This window comes from Riemerella columbina DSM 16469, assembly GCF_000374405.1.
Taxonomy (GTDB): domain Bacteria; phylum Bacteroidota; class Bacteroidia; order Flavobacteriales; family Weeksellaceae; genus Riemerella; species Riemerella columbina.
This window is the reverse complement of record NZ_KB894262.1, coordinates 26,774-43,116: the sequence shown is the minus strand read 5'-3', so window position 1 is coordinate 43,116 and position 16,343 is coordinate 26,774. Positions and strand designations below refer to the sequence as shown.

General features: G+C 36.1%; 17 protein-coding genes. 5 read left to right on the top strand and 12 right to left on the bottom strand.

Features of this window, described 5'->3' with window-relative positions:
- The first annotated feature begins 9 nt into the window (after window positions 1–9).
- Window positions 10–399: a hypothetical protein gene (locus C237_RS0109755; protein WP_026315623.1), complete on the top strand. Its 390-nt coding sequence runs from the start codon at window positions 10–12 to the stop codon at window positions 397–399.
- Between the two features lie 18 nt (window positions 400–417).
- Here the strand turns inward: C237_RS0109755 and C237_RS0109750 are convergent, their stop codons facing one another.
- From C237_RS0109750 to C237_RS0109725, 6 genes are all read right to left on the bottom strand, one after another.
- On the bottom strand, window positions 418–792 hold the full coding sequence (locus C237_RS0109750; RefSeq protein ID WP_018676306.1) for a DUF4345 domain-containing protein: 375 nt from the start codon (window positions 790–792) through the stop codon (window positions 418–420).
- A 67-nt stretch (window positions 793–859) separates the two neighbouring features.
- Window positions 860–1,426, bottom strand: coding sequence for a Crp/Fnr family transcriptional regulator (locus C237_RS0109745; protein ID WP_018676305.1), 567 nt, complete (start codon window positions 1,424–1,426; stop codon window positions 860–862).
- Window positions 1,423–2,514, bottom strand: a complete 1,092-nt coding sequence (locus C237_RS0109740) for a hypothetical protein (protein ID WP_026315621.1) — start codon at window positions 2,512–2,514, stop codon at window positions 1,423–1,425. Before C237_RS0109740 ends, C237_RS0109745 begins: the two co-directional genes overlap by 4 nt.
- A gap of 124 nt (window positions 2,515–2,638) precedes the next feature.
- Window positions 2,639–4,336 carry a lysine--tRNA ligase gene (gene lysS, locus C237_RS0109735; protein WP_018676303.1) on the bottom strand — a complete coding sequence of 566 codons (1,698 nt, stop codon included), beginning with the start codon at window positions 4,334–4,336 and terminating at the stop codon, window positions 2,639–2,641.
- Window positions 4,337–4,457: 121 nt separating this feature from the next.
- Entirely contained in the window at window positions 4,458–4,874 is a 417-nt protein-coding gene (locus tag C237_RS0109730) for a c-type cytochrome (protein ID WP_026315620.1), read from the bottom strand.
- 15 nt (window positions 4,875–4,889) lie between these two features.
- Window positions 4,890–5,105 (bottom strand): hypothetical protein, encoded by a 216-nt coding sequence (locus tag C237_RS0109725; protein ID WP_018676301.1) that lies wholly within the window; start codon window positions 5,103–5,105, stop codon window positions 4,890–4,892.
- A gap of 232 nt (window positions 5,106–5,337) precedes the next feature.
- Here C237_RS0109725 and C237_RS0109720 point away from each other — a divergent pair, with 232 nt between their 5' ends.
- The 4 genes from C237_RS0109720 (at window position 5,338) to C237_RS0109705 (ending at window position 11,292) form a co-directional block, all read left to right on the top strand.
- Entirely contained in the window at window positions 5,338–6,504 is a 1,167-nt protein-coding gene (locus tag C237_RS0109720; protein WP_018676300.1) for a DUF4856 domain-containing protein, read from the top strand.
- 73 nt (window positions 6,505–6,577) lie between these two features.
- Complete coding sequence (locus C237_RS0109715) at window positions 6,578–7,741, top strand: imelysin family protein (RefSeq protein ID WP_018676299.1); 1,164 nt, start codon at window positions 6,578–6,580, stop codon at window positions 7,739–7,741.
- On the top strand, window positions 7,731–9,104 hold the full coding sequence (locus C237_RS0109710) for an HTTM domain-containing protein (RefSeq protein WP_026315619.1): 1,374 nt from the start codon (window positions 7,731–7,733) through the stop codon (window positions 9,102–9,104). The genes C237_RS0109715 and C237_RS0109710 overlap by 11 nt, the downstream gene beginning before the upstream one ends.
- Window positions 9,037–11,292, top strand: coding sequence for a TonB-dependent receptor family protein (locus C237_RS0109705; protein WP_018676297.1), 2,256 nt, complete (start codon window positions 9,037–9,039; stop codon window positions 11,290–11,292). The genes C237_RS0109710 and C237_RS0109705 overlap by 68 nt, the downstream gene beginning before the upstream one ends.
- Before the next feature lie 43 nt (window positions 11,293–11,335).
- On the opposite strand, the gene C237_RS0109700 is transcribed toward C237_RS0109705, so the two are convergent.
- From C237_RS0109700 to C237_RS0109675, 6 genes are all read right to left on the bottom strand, one after another.
- Window positions 11,336–12,028: a ZIP family metal transporter gene (locus C237_RS0109700; protein WP_018676296.1), complete on the bottom strand. Its 693-nt coding sequence runs from the start codon at window positions 12,026–12,028 to the stop codon at window positions 11,336–11,338.
- 101 nt (window positions 12,029–12,129) lie between these two features.
- Window positions 12,130–13,515, bottom strand: coding sequence for a dihydrolipoyl dehydrogenase (gene lpdA / locus C237_RS0109695; RefSeq protein ID WP_018676295.1), 1,386 nt, complete (start codon window positions 13,513–13,515; stop codon window positions 12,130–12,132).
- A 146-nt stretch (window positions 13,516–13,661) separates the two neighbouring features.
- Window positions 13,662–13,910 (bottom strand): DUF6952 family protein, encoded by a 249-nt coding sequence (locus C237_RS0109690; protein ID WP_018676294.1) that lies wholly within the window; start codon window positions 13,908–13,910, stop codon window positions 13,662–13,664.
- 18 nt (window positions 13,911–13,928) lie between these two features.
- Window positions 13,929–14,237: a thioredoxin family protein gene (locus tag C237_RS0109685; RefSeq protein ID WP_018676293.1), complete on the bottom strand. Its 309-nt coding sequence runs from the start codon at window positions 14,235–14,237 to the stop codon at window positions 13,929–13,931.
- 76 nt (window positions 14,238–14,313) lie between these two features.
- Window positions 14,314–14,946, bottom strand: a complete 633-nt coding sequence (locus C237_RS0109680; RefSeq protein ID WP_018676292.1) for a peroxiredoxin — start codon at window positions 14,944–14,946, stop codon at window positions 14,314–14,316.
- Window positions 14,947–15,057: 111 nt separating this feature from the next.
- Window positions 15,058–16,254, bottom strand: coding sequence for a pyridoxal phosphate-dependent aminotransferase (locus C237_RS0109675; RefSeq protein ID WP_018676291.1), 1,197 nt, complete (start codon window positions 16,252–16,254; stop codon window positions 15,058–15,060).
- Between the last annotated feature and the right edge of the window lie 89 nt (window positions 16,255–16,343).

Genomic DNA, 16,343 nt, shown 5'->3' with positions numbered 1-16,343 from the left:
AACTCTACCATGCTGAGAAAAGATTTCCTTCTAAAATATGTAGAATTATTCTTCAGCCTATTAAAAAAATTGGTAGGGAAGGATGAAACAGCTAAATTTGAAGACCTAGAACACGATTATGATGCGTTTTTAAAACAACATTTTGATATTACAATCCAAGATATCAGCCAACTAGATATTGAGCAACACCAGCATATATTGTTTGATGAAGTTCATAGAAATTATATGGTATTATTTTTTCTAAGAATCGCGAAACTGTATTCTGAAAAAGCCCTCAACTTATCTCAGCAATATTTAGAATTAGCAAAAACCATTCAACACCATAATTACGCCAGCACAAAATTAGTAAAAGACAAGATTGATAAAGAAATTGAGTGTTTATTAAAGGACTTAGAATAATACTTAATTGGATGAAATTTATATCCTTAGCAAACCTATCGCCACAATAGTTGCCACAGATTCTATCATCAACCAAGTTAATATAAAATGACTCGGCATACCATCTACTAAAATTCCATAAATTCTGCCAACCACAAACCCACTCCCATAAAGTATTAAAAACAATAAGGCTTCTCTACGCATTTTGAACGCCCCATACATCATAAATAGAGCCAATGCTAAATTAACCCCACCATAGTACGCCCTTATAGAATTTTTTGCACTGATATTATCTAGAGAAACATCAACAAAATCCATCACCGACTGCGGGTTTACAAACGCTTGAATAGCAACGCTTAAAAATGCAACTCCTATTATCATTAGAAAAACTTTAGTAATTCCTTTCCATTTCATAGCATCTAAATTTTAATATTAACGACACAAAAATAGAACAGATACACCACCAAACCATTGATTGAAATCAAGATTTTTGAAGTCGGCTCAGTGTTTCTGGACTCATTCTGAGATAAACCGCAATATATTTATGGGGAATATGCTGAAACAGTTCGGGCTGGTGGCGCATCAATCGCTCAAAACGAACCTGAGGCGATGCCGTTAAGATATCAACCTCCCGAGCCACTAAATCTAATAATATTTCTTCTGTCTTTCCACGCCAGTAGTTTGAAAGCGTAAGATTACGATTCAATAAGTGATAAAAATCTTTTTTAGGCAATCCAATCAGACGGCTTTTCTTAAGCGCTTCGATATAGAAATGAGAAGGCTGTTCAGAGAAAAAAGAAGGCAAATCAAAAACGAAACCACCTTTATAACCAAACCCCACAATCACTTCCTGAGCATCAATTTCATAACAAATTTTAAATGCACCTTGTATTATAAAGTAAATGTTGGTTTCCACCGTTCCCTTGGGATATAGCCATTCGCCCCTTGCCACCTCTTTTTCAATGGTCCAAAGATGAGCAAAAGCCAAAAGTTCTTCTTCAGGAAGTGTTTTAATTTCAGATTTTAAACTTTGGATTAATGGATTCAATGTTCTAATTCTTTTCTTAATTCACGATTGATGTTCTGAGGAGTTAATCCTACTTTACTCAAATTATTCCATAAATCTTCATCCCGTAATTTGAATAAATCAAATAATAGAGCTTTTCCATAAAGGCGAAGAGTTCGCTCTACCACAAGAGCCGCAGTAAGATAAGGAATAGAAGTTTCCTTTTGATAATAGATTCGGCTGAAAACATTCATATTTTTAGAAAAGTCGTAGTCTGGATGCTCTTTTAAAAACAGTTTAACTTTTTGCTTATGCCATTGATAATCATACTTACCACTACCAGCCCAATAAGTGGCAAACCCTTCGTTAAAAAAATCATGAATTTCTGGGAATAGTTTCATCAAATAAATATGCGTAATTTCATGCGTATAGACCTCAGAATCCATACCTGAGAAAATAAGGTTGCCATAATCTGCTAAACCACCTTGGGTGTCTACATACATCATAGGATGATAGTCAAAACCCTTGATTTCAAAAACTTCTTTAGGATTTTTACAAGAATAATAAGTAATGGGAACGGGCTTACAACCTAAAAATTTAACCAATGTTTGAATTTCATTCTCTTGTTGGCGTATTTCTTTTGCATTAGGTTGTCTATTAGGTGAGAATTTATAAGTGATACTTTGATTCGTCTGAGTATTCCAATGGGTTGTAATTTCATCTAAATATCGGCTTAGCGTGATTGAGTTGTGCGCTACATTGGCAATAAGATTATAAATGGCTTTTAGTTGAGTGTCTTTAGTTTCAGGATTATGACCGACAAAGGCTATTTTGAGGATTTTACGCTGAGGGTTATCCGTTGGTAAAATTTCCATTAATGAAGGCTGATAAAAATTTGCACCTAACAGACTTTGCTCCAATTGATAAATATCCAGATAAGGATATTGATATTTTTTAAAATCTGCTGAGCTCCAAAATTGATTTTCGGAATAGGATTGATTTTTGGTTTGTAAAAACTGAGCCAATGTTTCAATAATATCCTGATTTACTTTAGTAGAAGTATCTATTGCTGGGGATATTGAGAGCTTTATTTTAGCCTCTTGGGAAAAGCCATTAACTGTAATTAACATTAATAGACTTAAAATTCTTATAAACCACCGATTCATCATTGTATTCATTTGGTTAATGGTACAAAAATAAAAAAAGAAGCAGTACTAATACCACTTCTTTTATAAATTGTCTTAAAATTACAATTTAAAGTTTCTTTATTATCAACTCATCTTCTATTTTTCCAACTTTAATCAATTGATTTTTAGATAGATTCTTAGTTGACTTATCCCATTTTTTACCTGAAAGACCAGATTTTTCTTTAATTTCAGATAGCGGGGCTTCATCGTTATTTTCGCTTAAAAGCGTAAGGATTTTCTGCTCATCTTCACTCAGTTCAATCTTTGGTTGTGCTTTTTCTGGTTTCATTTGAGGGAAAAACAGCACTTCTTGGATAGAGGCATTATTCGTTAAAAACATAACCAAACGATCCATTCCAATTCCTAGACCTGCGGTAGGTGGCATTCCATATTCCAAGGCTCTTACAAAGTCTTGGTCGATAAACATCGCCTCATCATCTCCTTTTTCAGAGAGTTTCAGTTGTTCTTCAAAACGCTCTCTTTGGTCGATAGGGTCGTTCAGCTCCGAGTAGGCATTGGCAATTTCCTTACCACAAACCATCAGTTCAAATCGTTCTGTTAAGCCTTCTTGACTGCGGTGTTTTTTAGTTAATGGCGACATCTCAATGGGATAATCCGTAATGAATGTTGGCTGTACAAAATTGCCTTCACATTTTTCGCCAAAAATCTCATCAATTAGCTTCCCTTTCCCCATCGTTTCATCTACTTCAATACCAACAGATTTAGCAAAAGTTCTTAGCTCTTCCTCCGATTTTCCTGTGATATCAAAACCCGTATACTTCTTAATGGCTTCCGTCATAGAAATTCTTGGATAAGGTGCTTTCCAGTTAATCTTATGCTCCCCGAACTGAGACTCCGTAGTGCCATTTACCGCAATAGCACAATGTTCCAAAAGTTTTTCGGTAAAGTCCATCATCCAATTATAGTCTTTGTATGCTACATAAATTTCCATAGCGGTAAACTCGGGATTGTGCGTTCTATCCATCCCTTCATTTCTAAAGTTTTTAGAAAATTCATACACCCCATCAAATCCCCCAACGATTAATCTTTTAAGATATAGCTCATTGGCAATCCTCATATATAATGGGATATCCAAAGCATTGTGATGTGTAATAAATGGTCTTGCCGCAGCCCCTCCTGGAATGGCTTGTAGAATTGGCGTTTCCACCTCGAAATAGCCTGCATCATTAAAAAACTGACGCATGGCATTAAATAATTTGGTACGCTTTACGAAAATTTCCTTTACATGAGGATTCACCGTTAAATCTACATAACGCTGACGATAACGCAGTTCTGGGTCGTTAAAGGCATCGTGTACCACACCATTTTCATCGGTTTTAGCTTGTGGTAAAGGGCGTAGGGTTTTGGTCAATAAGGTAAATTGCTTAACCATGATTGTCATTTCTCCCACTTGAGTTTTAAATAACTCACCCTCTACCCCAATGATATCTCCTATGTCCAATAAATGTTTATAAACTTCATTATACCAAGATTTATCCTCGCCTGGACAAATTTCGTCTCTATTAAAATAAATTTGGATACGCCCTTTGGAATCTTGTAATTCGGCGAAAGAGGCTTTACCTTGTATTCTTCTAGACATTAATCGCCCTGCGACTTTAACTTGCTTGCCTTCTTCAAAATTGTTTTTGATATCGGCAGTGGTATCAGAGATGGTATATTCTTCTGCGGGATAGGCATTGATGCCCATATCAGACAGTTTTTGTAATTTTTCTCTACGGATAATTTCTTGTTCGGATAATTGCATAATTTTCGTCATTTTCGGATGCAAATTTACTAATAATAATGAAGACCACAAAGCCTCTATGATAAAGATAAAAAAGCGAGACACCAGAAGTATCTCGCTGAAATTGTATCTTTTAGTCGGTTTATTTTTTTAAGGATAAAACAAATTCTACCATCGTACGAGCATCTTCTTTGGATACTTGCGGATGGGCTAACATAGGCACTTCTCCCCAATTTCCCTGACCACCATTGATGATTTTTTCAGACAACATCTCACTATCTTTTTCTGAGTATTTTTCAGCAACCGCTTTGAAAGAAGGCCCTACCAATTTATTTTCTATGGTGTGGCAACTCATACAGTCCGAAGATTTGATGAGCTCATAACCTTTGTAATTCAAATTTACATCAGTACCATCAGCTTCCAAAGTAGCAGAAGCATTATTTGCGGCTAAATCCTCTTCTGTTGGGGTTATGGAATAAACTGGCTGACTGCCTTTGTTTTCATTAGAACAAGAATACAACGCACCACCAATCATTATGGCGCACAATAGTTTTTTCATTTTTTTATAACCTTCTTATTTTGTAACCGTAGAATCCGCCACCGCTGGTTGTTCCGCCTCAGCCGTTGTGGTAGATACTGCTGGTTGTTCCACTGCTGCAGAATCTACTGCTACCTCAGTAACTTCTGGTTCTTGCAACATCACATTGCTTTCGGTGTTAGCATTTTCTTTTTTAGAACATGCTATAGTCGTTAATCCTGCAAATAGGGCTAATAAAAATACTTTTTTCATAACATTTAATTTTAATGCAAAAATAGTATTTTTTATAAGAATGTAAAACCTCACAACCAACACAACAAAAAACTCTCATTAATAACAGATTACAAAAAATTTCCTTCTCACTTCCTCTAAATCCTTTACTGATATTCATCAGTTTTAACTAAAAAATTCGCTTTGCTATTTGGAATAAATCAAAATAAATATATATTTGCCAGCATAATTCAAACTTAATAAAAATTAAAATATGAAAATTACTAAAGCAATTTTGCCTGTGATGGCTTCTGCCGCACTTTTTGTTTCTTGTAACAGTAACAATAATGATGACATTAACACACCAGTAAATCCAGATCCGTACACTGTACCTTCGGATTATACTTTTGAAAGAAATGGAAAATCTTCTGTTGATCTAACTTTAGGACATCAGCCTTATCTTAAATTAAAAGCTCTAGACAATAGCGCAAGAGATTTTAAAAATATTGTAAAAGCAGACTTATTAGCTTTATATAATGATAAAGGTAATGACGCAAAAAGTTTAAAAGAATTAACTGCCGCATCTCAAGACTACTTCAATAGTGGAAATGAGGAAACTGTAGCAGCAAAAAAATTCTTTAATGACTATCTAGTAAGCCTAGCAGATGATGCTGCCGCTCATAAAAACGACAAAGCGAAAGAGGGCACAGCAGGTACTCTAGGTGGCAAAAGAATGGTTGACGGTTACGGAATAGAATATTCTCAAATCGTACAGAAAGGTTTGATGGGTGCTGTACTATTAGACCAAATCTTCAACCAACACCTTGGTGATGCAGTGCTAAAAAACAGTGCTATACTAGAAGCTAATAACAAAAAAACTTTAGTTTCTGGAACTAATGAAACAGAACTAGAACTACACTGGGACACAGCTTATGGATTACTAGGTCTTACAAAACCTGAAGGAGTAGAATCTTTCTGGGCTGGATACCTTTCAAAAGAATTAACAGATATGCCAGAAACTAAAGGTATTAAAGAAGCGATTATGCTAGCCTTTAGAACAGGTCGTGCAGCGGCTTCTGCTAAAGATTACAAAGTAATGAATGAGCAAGCAGGAATCATCCGCGAAAAATTGTCTTTAGTGGCTGGGATTAGAGCAGTACACTACTTGAATACTAAAATCGATCCTAATAATCCAACCAACTCTTTCCACGGATTATCTGAAGGTTTAGGTTTTGTTTATGGACTACAATTTACTAGAAAGAAAGACGGAAGCAGATATTTAACTCCTGCAGAAGCTAAAGCTGTATTCAATGGTGTAAAAGGTAAAAAAGGACTTTGGGATGTAGACAGATTGTCTGGTGATGTATCTAAAGCAGGTTCATTAAAATATTATGCGAAGATGATTGGTGATAAGTATGGATTTGACTATACTAAGCCGTAATCAACATTCAAATCAATAACTTTACAATACAGTCTTGAGTTTTCAAGACTGTATTGTGCTAATACAAAATATCATGAAATATTACTCTTTAAGCTTACTATTAGGATTATTACTTTTTGTAACCTCTTGTGGTGGCGATAGTACTGTATCTTCGGAACCAGAAAACAAAGGAGATGGCTTTGATAGAACTGCCATGCTAACCCACTGGGTAGACGATTTTGTCATTCCTTACAACCAAAAATTTTCTGATGCAGCTACTGCACTAGAAGAAAAAACTAAAGCCTTTAATGCCAATCCAAACGAGGCTAACCTTAATGCAGCTAGAACGGCACTACATGAGGCTTATAAAGCCTACCAATACATAGGATTCTATCGTTTTGGAAAAGCAGATGCTAGTGATATGAACTATCAATACCGATTAAATACTTATCCAACCAATACCGATAAAATAAAATCTAATGCCGTAGAAAAGAACTATCAATTTAGATTATTATCACAAATTAATCAGGGTAGTATTGCACAAGGCTTACCAGCGGTAGATTATTTACTAAATGGTTTCGGAGATAACGACCAAGCTATTCTTGAAAAATATACCACCAATACTAATGCACAACATTATAAAGATTACCTTTATGAAGTTACCAAAGAAATGGTGGTTTCATCAAAAGAAATGTTAGCAGACCTAAAAGCCAACCGCCAATCATTTATTAATAACACAGGGAATAACGCTTCTGGAAGTGTCAGTTTAGTTGCTAATGCCTATGTTCAATATTATGAAAAATATTTAAGAGCAGGTAAAATTGGTTATCCCGCAGGGATTTTAACCCCAATGTTCTTAGAGGATAACGACCAACCAAAACCTCATTTGGTAGAGTCTCAATTTTCCCCTCAGCACAATAGAGAATATGCCTTATTAGGCACTAAAGCAATGCATGAATTTTTCCAAGGTATCGGAGCGGATGGTAAAACGGGAAAATCATTCCAGCAATACATAGAGTATATGGCGACTAAAAATAGTAACCATAAAACATTAGCCCAAGATATCAATAACCAATTTACGCAAGCGGAAACGGCAATCCAAGCCTTAAATCCAAATTTCCAAGTTCAAATTACACAAGACTTGAATAAACTAAAAAATGCGTATTATAACTTGCAAAAAAATGTACCACATTTAAAAGTGGATATGGCACAATCGCTTAATATTACCATATCTTATGCAGATACCGATGGTGACTAAATCATTTAAATATCAATTGTTAAAGCAACCTATAAGTGCCTCCGTTCTGAGCACTTATAGGCTGTTTTTTGGTATATTGATGCTCATCAGTATCAGTCGATTTTTTGTTTATGGCTGGATTGATAGCCTTTATATACAACCTCAATTTTTCTTTAGTTATTACGGTTTTGAGTGGGTAAAACCTTTAGGGCAATACACTTACGGATTTTTTGCATTAGCGGGTATTTTCGCTTTTTTAATTATGATTGGGCGATATTATCGTTTTGCTATTGTAGGCTTTTTCCTCACCTTCACTTATATTGAATTGATGGACAAAACCAACTACCTCAACCACTATTACTTTATCAGTATTCTAAGTTTTTTGATGATTTTTCTACCAATGAATGTGGCTTATTCCGTAGATGCAGAAAAAAATCCATCACTAAGAAAAGAATTAGTTCCTGCTTGGTGTGTTAATGTTATCAAACTTTTAGTGGCCATTATTTATTTTTATGCAGGGATTTGTAAACTTAACTCAGATTGGTTAGTTGATGCGATGCCGCTTAAATTATGGCTACCTTCCAAATTTTATTTGCCTATTATTGGCGAATGGCTAGACAAAACGCCTACTGCCTATGTATTTTCTTGGGCTGGGGCATTGTACGATTTAAGCATTCCTTTTTTGCTATGGAACCAGCGTACCCGCTTACTTGCTTTCATTAGTGTGGTAGTTTTCCATACTTTAACTTGGGTATTATTTCCTATTGGTATTTTTCCATTTGTGATGATGTTTGGTGCTACCATTTATTTTTCCCCATCTTGGCATCAAAAATTGTGGAACTCACTATACCGATATTTAAAACTAAATCCTAAAAAGTATCAAAACCATGAGATTTATCAATTGCCCAAGCATCTTAAAAAGCCTATATTTGCAGTATTAGTAGTGTTCTTTACCATCCAAATTCTATTTCCTTGGCGATATTTACTTTACCCTGGTGAATTATTTTGGACGGAGGAAGGATTTCGGTTTTCTTGGCGGGTGATGCTGATGGAAAAAGCAGGCTATGCCCAGTTTAAAATTTATAATCCTGAAACCGATGAGTATTATATTGTAGAAAATTCGGATTTTCTTACCCCAATACAGGAAAAGCAGATGTCTTTCCAGCCCGATTTCATTCTTCAATTTGCCCACTACTTAAAAGATTATTATGAAAAAAATAGAGGTGTTAAAAATGCAAAAGTTTATGCAGAAGTTTATGTTGCCCTCAACGGACGCAGAAGTCAACCCTTTATCAACCCCAATGTAGATTTAACCCATGAAAAAGAATCATTCCAACACAAGACATGGATTTTGCCGTTCCACGACAGCATTAAAGGCTTTTAGCCTAAGTTTATACATCGCTCCATTTTTCTTACAGGCTCAAGAAAAGGTACAAGAGATAAAAGAAGTCCATCTTATTAAGAAAAAACTAGACGCTTTTGAATCCCGAAAACTTCGAGAGGTAGAAGGCACCAGCATTTTCGCCGCAAAAAAAACTGAGGTAATTTTAATGGATGTCAAAATCGTTAATAAAGCCTTAAATAACCCTAGACAAGTTTTCTCTCAAGTGTCTGGCGTGAATGTGTTTGATAGTAACGATGGCGGACTTCAGCTCAACATTGGTGGTCGTGGACTGAACCCTAACCGATCGGCCAACTTTAACACCAGACAAAACACTTACGATATCAGCGCCGATGTTTTGGGCTATCCAGAAAGCTACTATACGCCACCTGCCGAAGCGATAGACGAAATACAAATTGTAAGAGGAGCGGCATCATTACAATATGGAACACAGTTTGGCGGACTGATGAATTTTAAACTAAAATCACCCGTAAAAAATAAGCCGATTGAACTAACCAGCCGAAACACTTACGCCAGTTTTAATACGCATACCACTTTTAATGCTTTAAGTGGTACCGTAGGTAAGGTTTCTTACTACACCTATTTCAATTATAAACAAGGGGATGGATTCCAAGAAAATTCTGAATATAACGCTAGAAATTTCTATGCTCATATCGGCTACGACATTACGGATAATACCAAAATCACTACAGAACTTACCAAGTTTAATTACTTGGCTCACCAGCCGGGTGGTTTGACCGATGCTCAGTTTTACCAAGATTCACACCAAAGTTTAAGAGCTAGAAACTGGTTTCATGTCGATTGGAATTTATGGAATGTAAAATTAGACCACGAATTTTCAAAGCGTGCTAAAATTAACCTTAATGCTTTTGGGCTTAATGCTTCCAGATATTCTCTAGGCTATCGTCCTTCCAAAGTTGCGGATAGTGACTATGATGGTGCGGTAAGAGATTTAATTACGGGGGATTTTAAAAACTGGGGTATCGAAGCCAAATACCTGCAACATTACGGCAAAAACAATCACACCTTCCTCATTGGTGGTAAATATTACCAAGCCAACAATACGGGAACACAAGGTCCGGGTAGTACTGGTAAAGGTCCAGATTTCAACTATGACTCTCAGAATAAAAACTATTTTTTCCAGTCAGATTATCGCTACCCTAATAAGAATATAGCGTTATTTTCAGAAAATATCATTAAGCTAGGCGATAGTTGGTCTATTGTACCTGGCATAAGATGGGAATGGATTAATACGGGAACAGATGGTCAATATCAGCGTATCATCCAAGATAATGCAGGTAATGTGATTTTAAATAAAACCTTCCAAGAAGCCGAACAACGCCAAAGAAATTTCTTTTTATTAGGCTTAGGTATTTCGTACAAACCATTGAAAGCGTTTGAATGCTATGCCAACTTTTCCCAAAACTACCGTTCGGTTACCTTTAGTGATATTCGTGTAGAGAATAATTCCCAAGTGATAGACCCTAATATAAAAGATGAAACAGGCTATACTGGGGATTTAGGCATTAGAGGCAATTGGAAAAACAATATTTCTTACGACATCAATATTTTTGGACTATGGTACAACAACCGTATCGACAATGTATTTCGTAAGCGAGAAGGCTTATTTTCTGATGTTGCCAAAGTACGAACCAATGTCGGTGCGGCATTTATTGCTGGTGTAGAGTCTTTAATTGATTTTAATCTCAATAAAATGCTTCTCGGCAATAGCGAAGATTGGAAATGGAATATATTTTTTAATACTGCTCTAACCCACTCGGAATATGTAAAATCCGAAATTCCAGGGATTAAAGGTAATAAAGTGGAATATGTACCAAAGGTGAATTTAAAATCAGGGATTAACTTTGGATACAAAAACTTTTTAGGTAGCGTGCTATACAGTTATATGTCCGAACAATTTACCAGTGCCACCAACGAGCCTACAGATAAAACGGATCATGTTTGGGGAATTCGCGGAAGTATACCGACTTACAAAATTCTAGACGCATCCCTATCCTACCGCATCAATCAACATTTTAAAGTAGAGTCTGGAGTGAATAATTTATTAAATGAAGTCTACTTTACCCGAAGAGCCACCGGTTATCCTGGTCCAGGGATTATCCCATCGGCACCGCGACAATATTATATGACTTTAGAAATGAAGTTTTAAATGAAAAAAATCCCGTTCGTATAAAGAATGGGATTTTTTAGTGTTAATGATGATGAAATAAATGCCCTAATAACGCCAATAAAATTCCTAATGCCACTAAGGACAACTTTTTCCAATCCATCTGATGGTTTTTATTGCTTTCAAAAATCATAACCGAAGCAATATGTAAGAAAATACCACCTACTAAGGCTAAAAAGTAAGGTTGCCATTGCATTTCAAAATATCGACCTAAAACCAAACCCAGCGGTGATGCCAATGCAAAGCACCCAATAATCGTCCATGCATAGCGTTTAGAGGATTTGCCACTAAGCAAATAAGCCCCCAACACAAAAGAAATTGGAAGATTATGCACCAAAATTCCCATTAAATATGGGGAATTCCAATGAGTTTCGTGGGCTAAAGGAATCCCTTCTATAAAAGCATGTAGGAACATACCCACCATCAGTGCCATTGGTAGAATGTGTTTAGTCTCATTGTGGTGATGGATATGCCCATGCTCAAAACCTTTGGTTAAACCTTCTAAAATCATTTGAAGCAAAACCCCAGCAATAACAAATAATTCTATATTGTACTGCTTACTTGCATAGACCTCTGGAAATACTTCATTAATACATATCGTAATTAAAAAACCCGCACTTACGATTAATAGATTTTTTGCCAAATACTCTCTTGCTCCTAGAAACTTTCCTAAAATCACTCCTATCAGTACACTTAAAATTAATAAAGTTATAATCATAAGCTTAGAGTCTATGAATTTTGATTGTGTAAAAAAGAGGTCAAAACCGTAAAATTATAAGTTTTGACCTAAGCCTATTATTTAAAAATATTGAATAGAGATTAGATATGAATAACTTCGCCATAAGCTGCAGCTACCGCTTCCATTACGGCTTCCGAAAGCGTTGGGTGTGGGTGTACTGATTTTAAAATCTCATGCCCCGTAGTTTCTAATTTTCTAGCCACTACAGCCTCAGCAATCATTTCCGTTACCCCATTTCCTATCATGTGGCAGCCTAGCCATTCACCATATTTCGCATCGAATACTACTTTTACAAAACCATCGGTGTCACCGTTAGCAGTTGCTTTACCACTTGCTGAGAATGGAAATTTGCCTACTTTTACTTCATAACCTTTTTCTTTGGCTTGCTTTTCTGTCAAACCTACAGAGGCAATCTCTGGTGCACAATAAGTACAACCTGGAATATTGCCATAGTCAATAGTTTCAGTATGAAGTCCTTTAATTTTTTCTACACAAGTAATTCCTTCTGCAGATGCCACATGGGCTAAGGCTTGGGTCGGGATAATATCTCCAATCGCGTAGTAACCCGGTACAGAAGTTTGGTACCATTCATTCACTAAAACTTTTCCTTTTTCAGTTTTAATACCCACTTCTTCCAATCCTATGTTTTCAATATTAGAGGTAATCCCCACTGCTGAAAGTACGATATCCGCTTCTAGCGTAACATTACCTTTTGCAGTTTTCACTTGAGCCTTAACGCCACTACCAGAAGTATCCACGGACTCTACAGACGCATTAGTCATGACCTCTATACCTGATTTTTTCAATGATTTTTCAAGGTGCTTAGAGACTTCTTCGTCCTCTACTGGAACAATGTTTGGCATAAATTCCACAATGGTAACTTTAGTTCCCATCGTTGCATAAAAATACGCAAACTCAACACCAATAGCTCCAGAACCTACAACAATCATAGATTTGGGTTGCTCTGGTAAGGATAACGCTTGTCTATAGCCAATCACTTTTTTACCATCTTGAGGCAAATTAGGTAACTCTCTAGAACGCGCCCCAGTTGCCAGAATGATATGGTCTGCCGTATAGTCTTTAGTAGTACCGTCTTTCTCTACCACTACACTTTTACCTTTTTTAACTTTAGCCGTTCCAAAAATCACATCGATTTTGTTTTTCTTCATTAGAAACTCAATCCCTTTGCTCATTTTATTGGCTACGCCACGGCTTCTTTGGATCACATTAGGAAAATCAAAACTTCCCTCTACTTTATTTAAACCAAAATCTTCAGCATGGTTAATATATTTAAACACTTGTGCTGATTTTAGTAAGGCTTTGGTAGGGATACACCCCCAGTTCAGGCAGATACCGCCTAAGTTTTCTTTTTCTATAATGGCAGTCTTGAAACCTAATTGCGACGCTCTAATCGCCGTAACATAGCCCCCAGGACCACTCCCTATAACAATAATATCGTATTTCATGGAATAAAATTTAGTGCGAATTTACAAAAAATTCTTCATTATAATATATAGAATAGAAAATTTAAAATACGCTTCAGCCTATCGATAACAAAAAACTGCACTTTGGATGAAAGTGCAGTAATGAAAAATTTATTTTGATGTGTTTTCTATCTATCAATAGAGCCCATGACTTTCTGGGCAAAGGCATTAAGTGCATCTTTTTCTGCCATACCTTCTTCCACACTATGGTGAACTTCCATAGCGCCACAAATATTGGTAATCATTTCTCCTACCACATTCATTTCTTCATCAGAAACCCCTCTAAATTCGGTAAAGGCTTCTAACACTTCTAAAGTAGCAGCTAGGTTTTCTGGCGTATTATTTTGATAGAACTGTCTAATTACTGGTAATTTCATTGTAGTCTAATTTTGAGATTATTTAATTTCGTTGAATAAATCGTTTAGACCATCCACCTTGTTGGTTTGCACTTGGTTCACCAATGCGCCCCCTTTAAAAGCAGCGAAAGTTGGTAAGTTATCTACTTTAGCCAATTTACGGCTTTCTGGTAGTTTTTCTGCATCTACATAGTAGAAAGGAATAGCATCATTTTCAGAAGCTAATTTTTTAAATTTAGGTTTCATAATTCTACAGTTACCACACCATGAAGCGCCGTACTGAACCATTACTTTTTCGTTGCTATTTACAATCTCCTGCAGCTTATCTTCTGTTAATTCTTGATACATGTTTTAAAATTTTTAAGGGTTAAAAAAGAGGTCTGAAACTCAAACCTCTTAGATTTAGATCATTTTGAAATAATGATTAGTGCTTAGCAAGATATTCAGCGGTAGAATTTCTATCAGCGTTCATCGCTTCTTTACCTTCTTCCCAGTTTGCAGGACAAACTTCGCCGTGCTTCTGAACATGCGTATAAGCATCAATTAATCTTAAAAATTCTTTTACATTTCTACCTAATGGCATATCATTCACAGATTCATGGAAAATCTTTCCTGTCTCATCAATAAGATAAGTTGCTCTGTAGGTAACATTAGAACCAGAAAGAAGTTCATTTCCTTCTTCATCATAATCAAAATCTTGGTCTACAATACCTAGAGCATTGGCTAGTTGTCTGTGGGTATCAGCCAATATTGGGTAAGTTACCCCTTCTATACCGCCGTTATCTTTTGGTGTGTTTAACCATGCAAAGTGTACTTCGTTAGTATCACAAGATGCACCGATTACCATGGTATTTCTTTTTTCAAACTCACCTAACGCTTCTTGAAACGCGTGGAGTTCCGTTGGACATACAAAAGTAAAGTCTTTTGGATACCAAAATAATAATACTTTTTTGTTGTTTTTTGTTGCTTCTTCAAGCACATTGATTCTTAGATCGTCTCCCATTTCAGACATTGCGTCTACTGTAATGTTCGGGAACTGTCTTCCTACTAAAGTCATAATGATATATATTTTTTGATTAATTTCTGTTGCAAAGATACTACCAAATCTCAGCGAAACCAATTATTATTAATAGATAAAAACTATTAGGTTTAATGATATCATTTAATGTTAAACTGCATATGGTGCTAAGCAATCTTTGATGCGTTTCATCGCTTCTTTTATCACCTCATCGGAAGTGGCATAAGAGAATCGAATACAGCGGTCATCTCCAAAAGACACCCCTCCCACAGTAGCCACATGAGCATGTTCTAATAAAAACATCGCAAAGTCATCTGAGTTTTTAATTTCAGTATCGCCCAAGGTTTTTCCAATATAATAAGATATATCTGGAAATAGATAGAACGCCCCTTTCGGTAGATTACATTTAAAGCCTGGAATTTCCGATACCAATTGATAGGCTAAATCTCTTCTTTGCTTAAATTTATCAATCATGGGTTGAAGTTCCTTAGGATCCATTTCTAAGGCTGTTATAGAAGCGCGTTGGGCTATGGTATTTGCCCCAGAAGTTACTTGTCCTTGTATTTTATCACACGCCGAAGCCAACCATTGTGGTGCTGCGCAATAGCCAATACGCCAGCCCGTCATTGCATAAGCTTTTGAAACACCATTAACAACTACCGTCTGAGCAAACACTTGAGGAAATTGAGCGATAGAAGTGTGCTGACCTTCATAATTTAAAAACTCATAAATCTCATCAGAAATAATGATGACTTCTGGGTATTTTGCCAATACATTGGCTAAGGCTTCCAGCTCTTCATAAGAATAAAAACTCCCTGATGGATTACATGGTGAACTAAATAAAATTGCTCTTGTATTAGGAGTTATGGCTTGTTCTATTTGCTCTGGGGTAAGTTTAAAATCGGTATTGATATTGGTTTCTACAAATACCGAAGTCCCACCCATCATTTTTACCATTTCATCATAACTTACCCAGTAGGGCGTTGGTAAAATCACCTCATCGCCTTCGTCTATAAGGGCGGCTAAAACATTAGAAATAGATTGCTTAGCCCCCGTAGATACGCAAATTTGTGTAGGTTCGTAATGCAACTGATTGTCGCGTTTTAGTTTATGGCATACCGCCTGTCTCAGTTCTAGAAATCCTGCTACTGGCGAATAGTGGCTATAGTTTTCATCAATGGCTTGTTTGGCGGCTTGTTTTATTTTTTCAGGCACATCAAAATCGGGTTCTCCTAAAGTTAAACTAATCACATCTATCCCTTCTGCCTTCATGGCTCTGGCTGTGTTGGACATTACAAAAGTTTGAGAATAACTCAGGCGCTGTACGCGTTTAGAAAGTCGGTTCATAATCAATATTTTCTAAAGACAAATGTAGGGAATTTTTGAGTAATTATAAATGGAGGTAAAAGTTTTAAGTTAATTATAAATGAAAAATT

Bases quoted from the DNA above. Each gene is read 5' to 3' on its own strand.
- C237_RS0109710 (WP_026315619.1), top strand. From the start codon at position 7,731: ATGGTGACTAAATCATTTAAATATCAATTGTTAAAGCAACCTATAAGT.
- C237_RS0109705 (WP_018676297.1), top strand. From the start codon at position 9,037: ATGAAAAAGAATCATTCCAACACAAGACATGGATTTTGCCGTTCCACG.
- C237_RS0109715 (WP_018676299.1), top strand. From the start codon at position 6,578: ATGAAATATTACTCTTTAAGCTTACTATTAGGATTATTACTTTTTGTA.
- C237_RS0109680 (WP_018676292.1), bottom strand. From the start codon at position 14,946: ATGACTTTAGTAGGAAGACAGTTCCCGAACATTACAGTAGACGCAATG.
- C237_RS0109690 (WP_018676294.1), bottom strand. From the start codon at position 13,910: ATGAAATTACCAGTAATTAGACAGTTCTATCAAAATAATACGCCAGAA.
- lpdA (WP_018676295.1), bottom strand. From the start codon at position 13,515: ATGAAATACGATATTATTGTTATAGGGAGTGGTCCTGGGGGCTATGTT.
- C237_RS0109720 (WP_018676300.1), top strand. From the start codon at position 5,338: ATGAAAATTACTAAAGCAATTTTGCCTGTGATGGCTTCTGCCGCACTT.
- C237_RS0109730 (WP_026315620.1), bottom strand. From the start codon at position 4,874: ATGAAAAAACTATTGTGCGCCATAATGATTGGTGGTGCGTTGTATTCT.
- C237_RS0109740 (WP_026315621.1), bottom strand. From the start codon at position 2,514: ATGTTAATTACAGTTAATGGCTTTTCCCAAGAGGCTAAAATAAAGCTC.
- C237_RS0109685 (WP_018676293.1), bottom strand. From the start codon at position 14,237: ATGTATCAAGAATTAACAGAAGATAAGCTGCAGGAGATTGTAAATAGC.
- C237_RS0109700 (WP_018676296.1), bottom strand. From the start codon at position 12,028: ATGATTATAACTTTATTAATTTTAAGTGTACTGATAGGAGTGATTTTA.
- lysS (WP_018676303.1), bottom strand. From the start codon at position 4,336: ATGCAATTATCCGAACAAGAAATTATCCGTAGAGAAAAATTACAAAAA.
- C237_RS0109750 (WP_018676306.1), bottom strand. From the start codon at position 792: ATGAAATGGAAAGGAATTACTAAAGTTTTTCTAATGATAATAGGAGTT.
- C237_RS0109675 (WP_018676291.1), bottom strand. From the start codon at position 16,254: ATGAACCGACTTTCTAAACGCGTACAGCGCCTGAGTTATTCTCAAACT.
- C237_RS0109755 (WP_026315623.1), top strand. From the start codon at position 10: ATGCTGAGAAAAGATTTCCTTCTAAAATATGTAGAATTATTCTTCAGC.
- C237_RS0109725 (WP_018676301.1), bottom strand. From the start codon at position 5,105: ATGAAAAAAGTATTTTTATTAGCCCTATTTGCAGGATTAACGACTATA.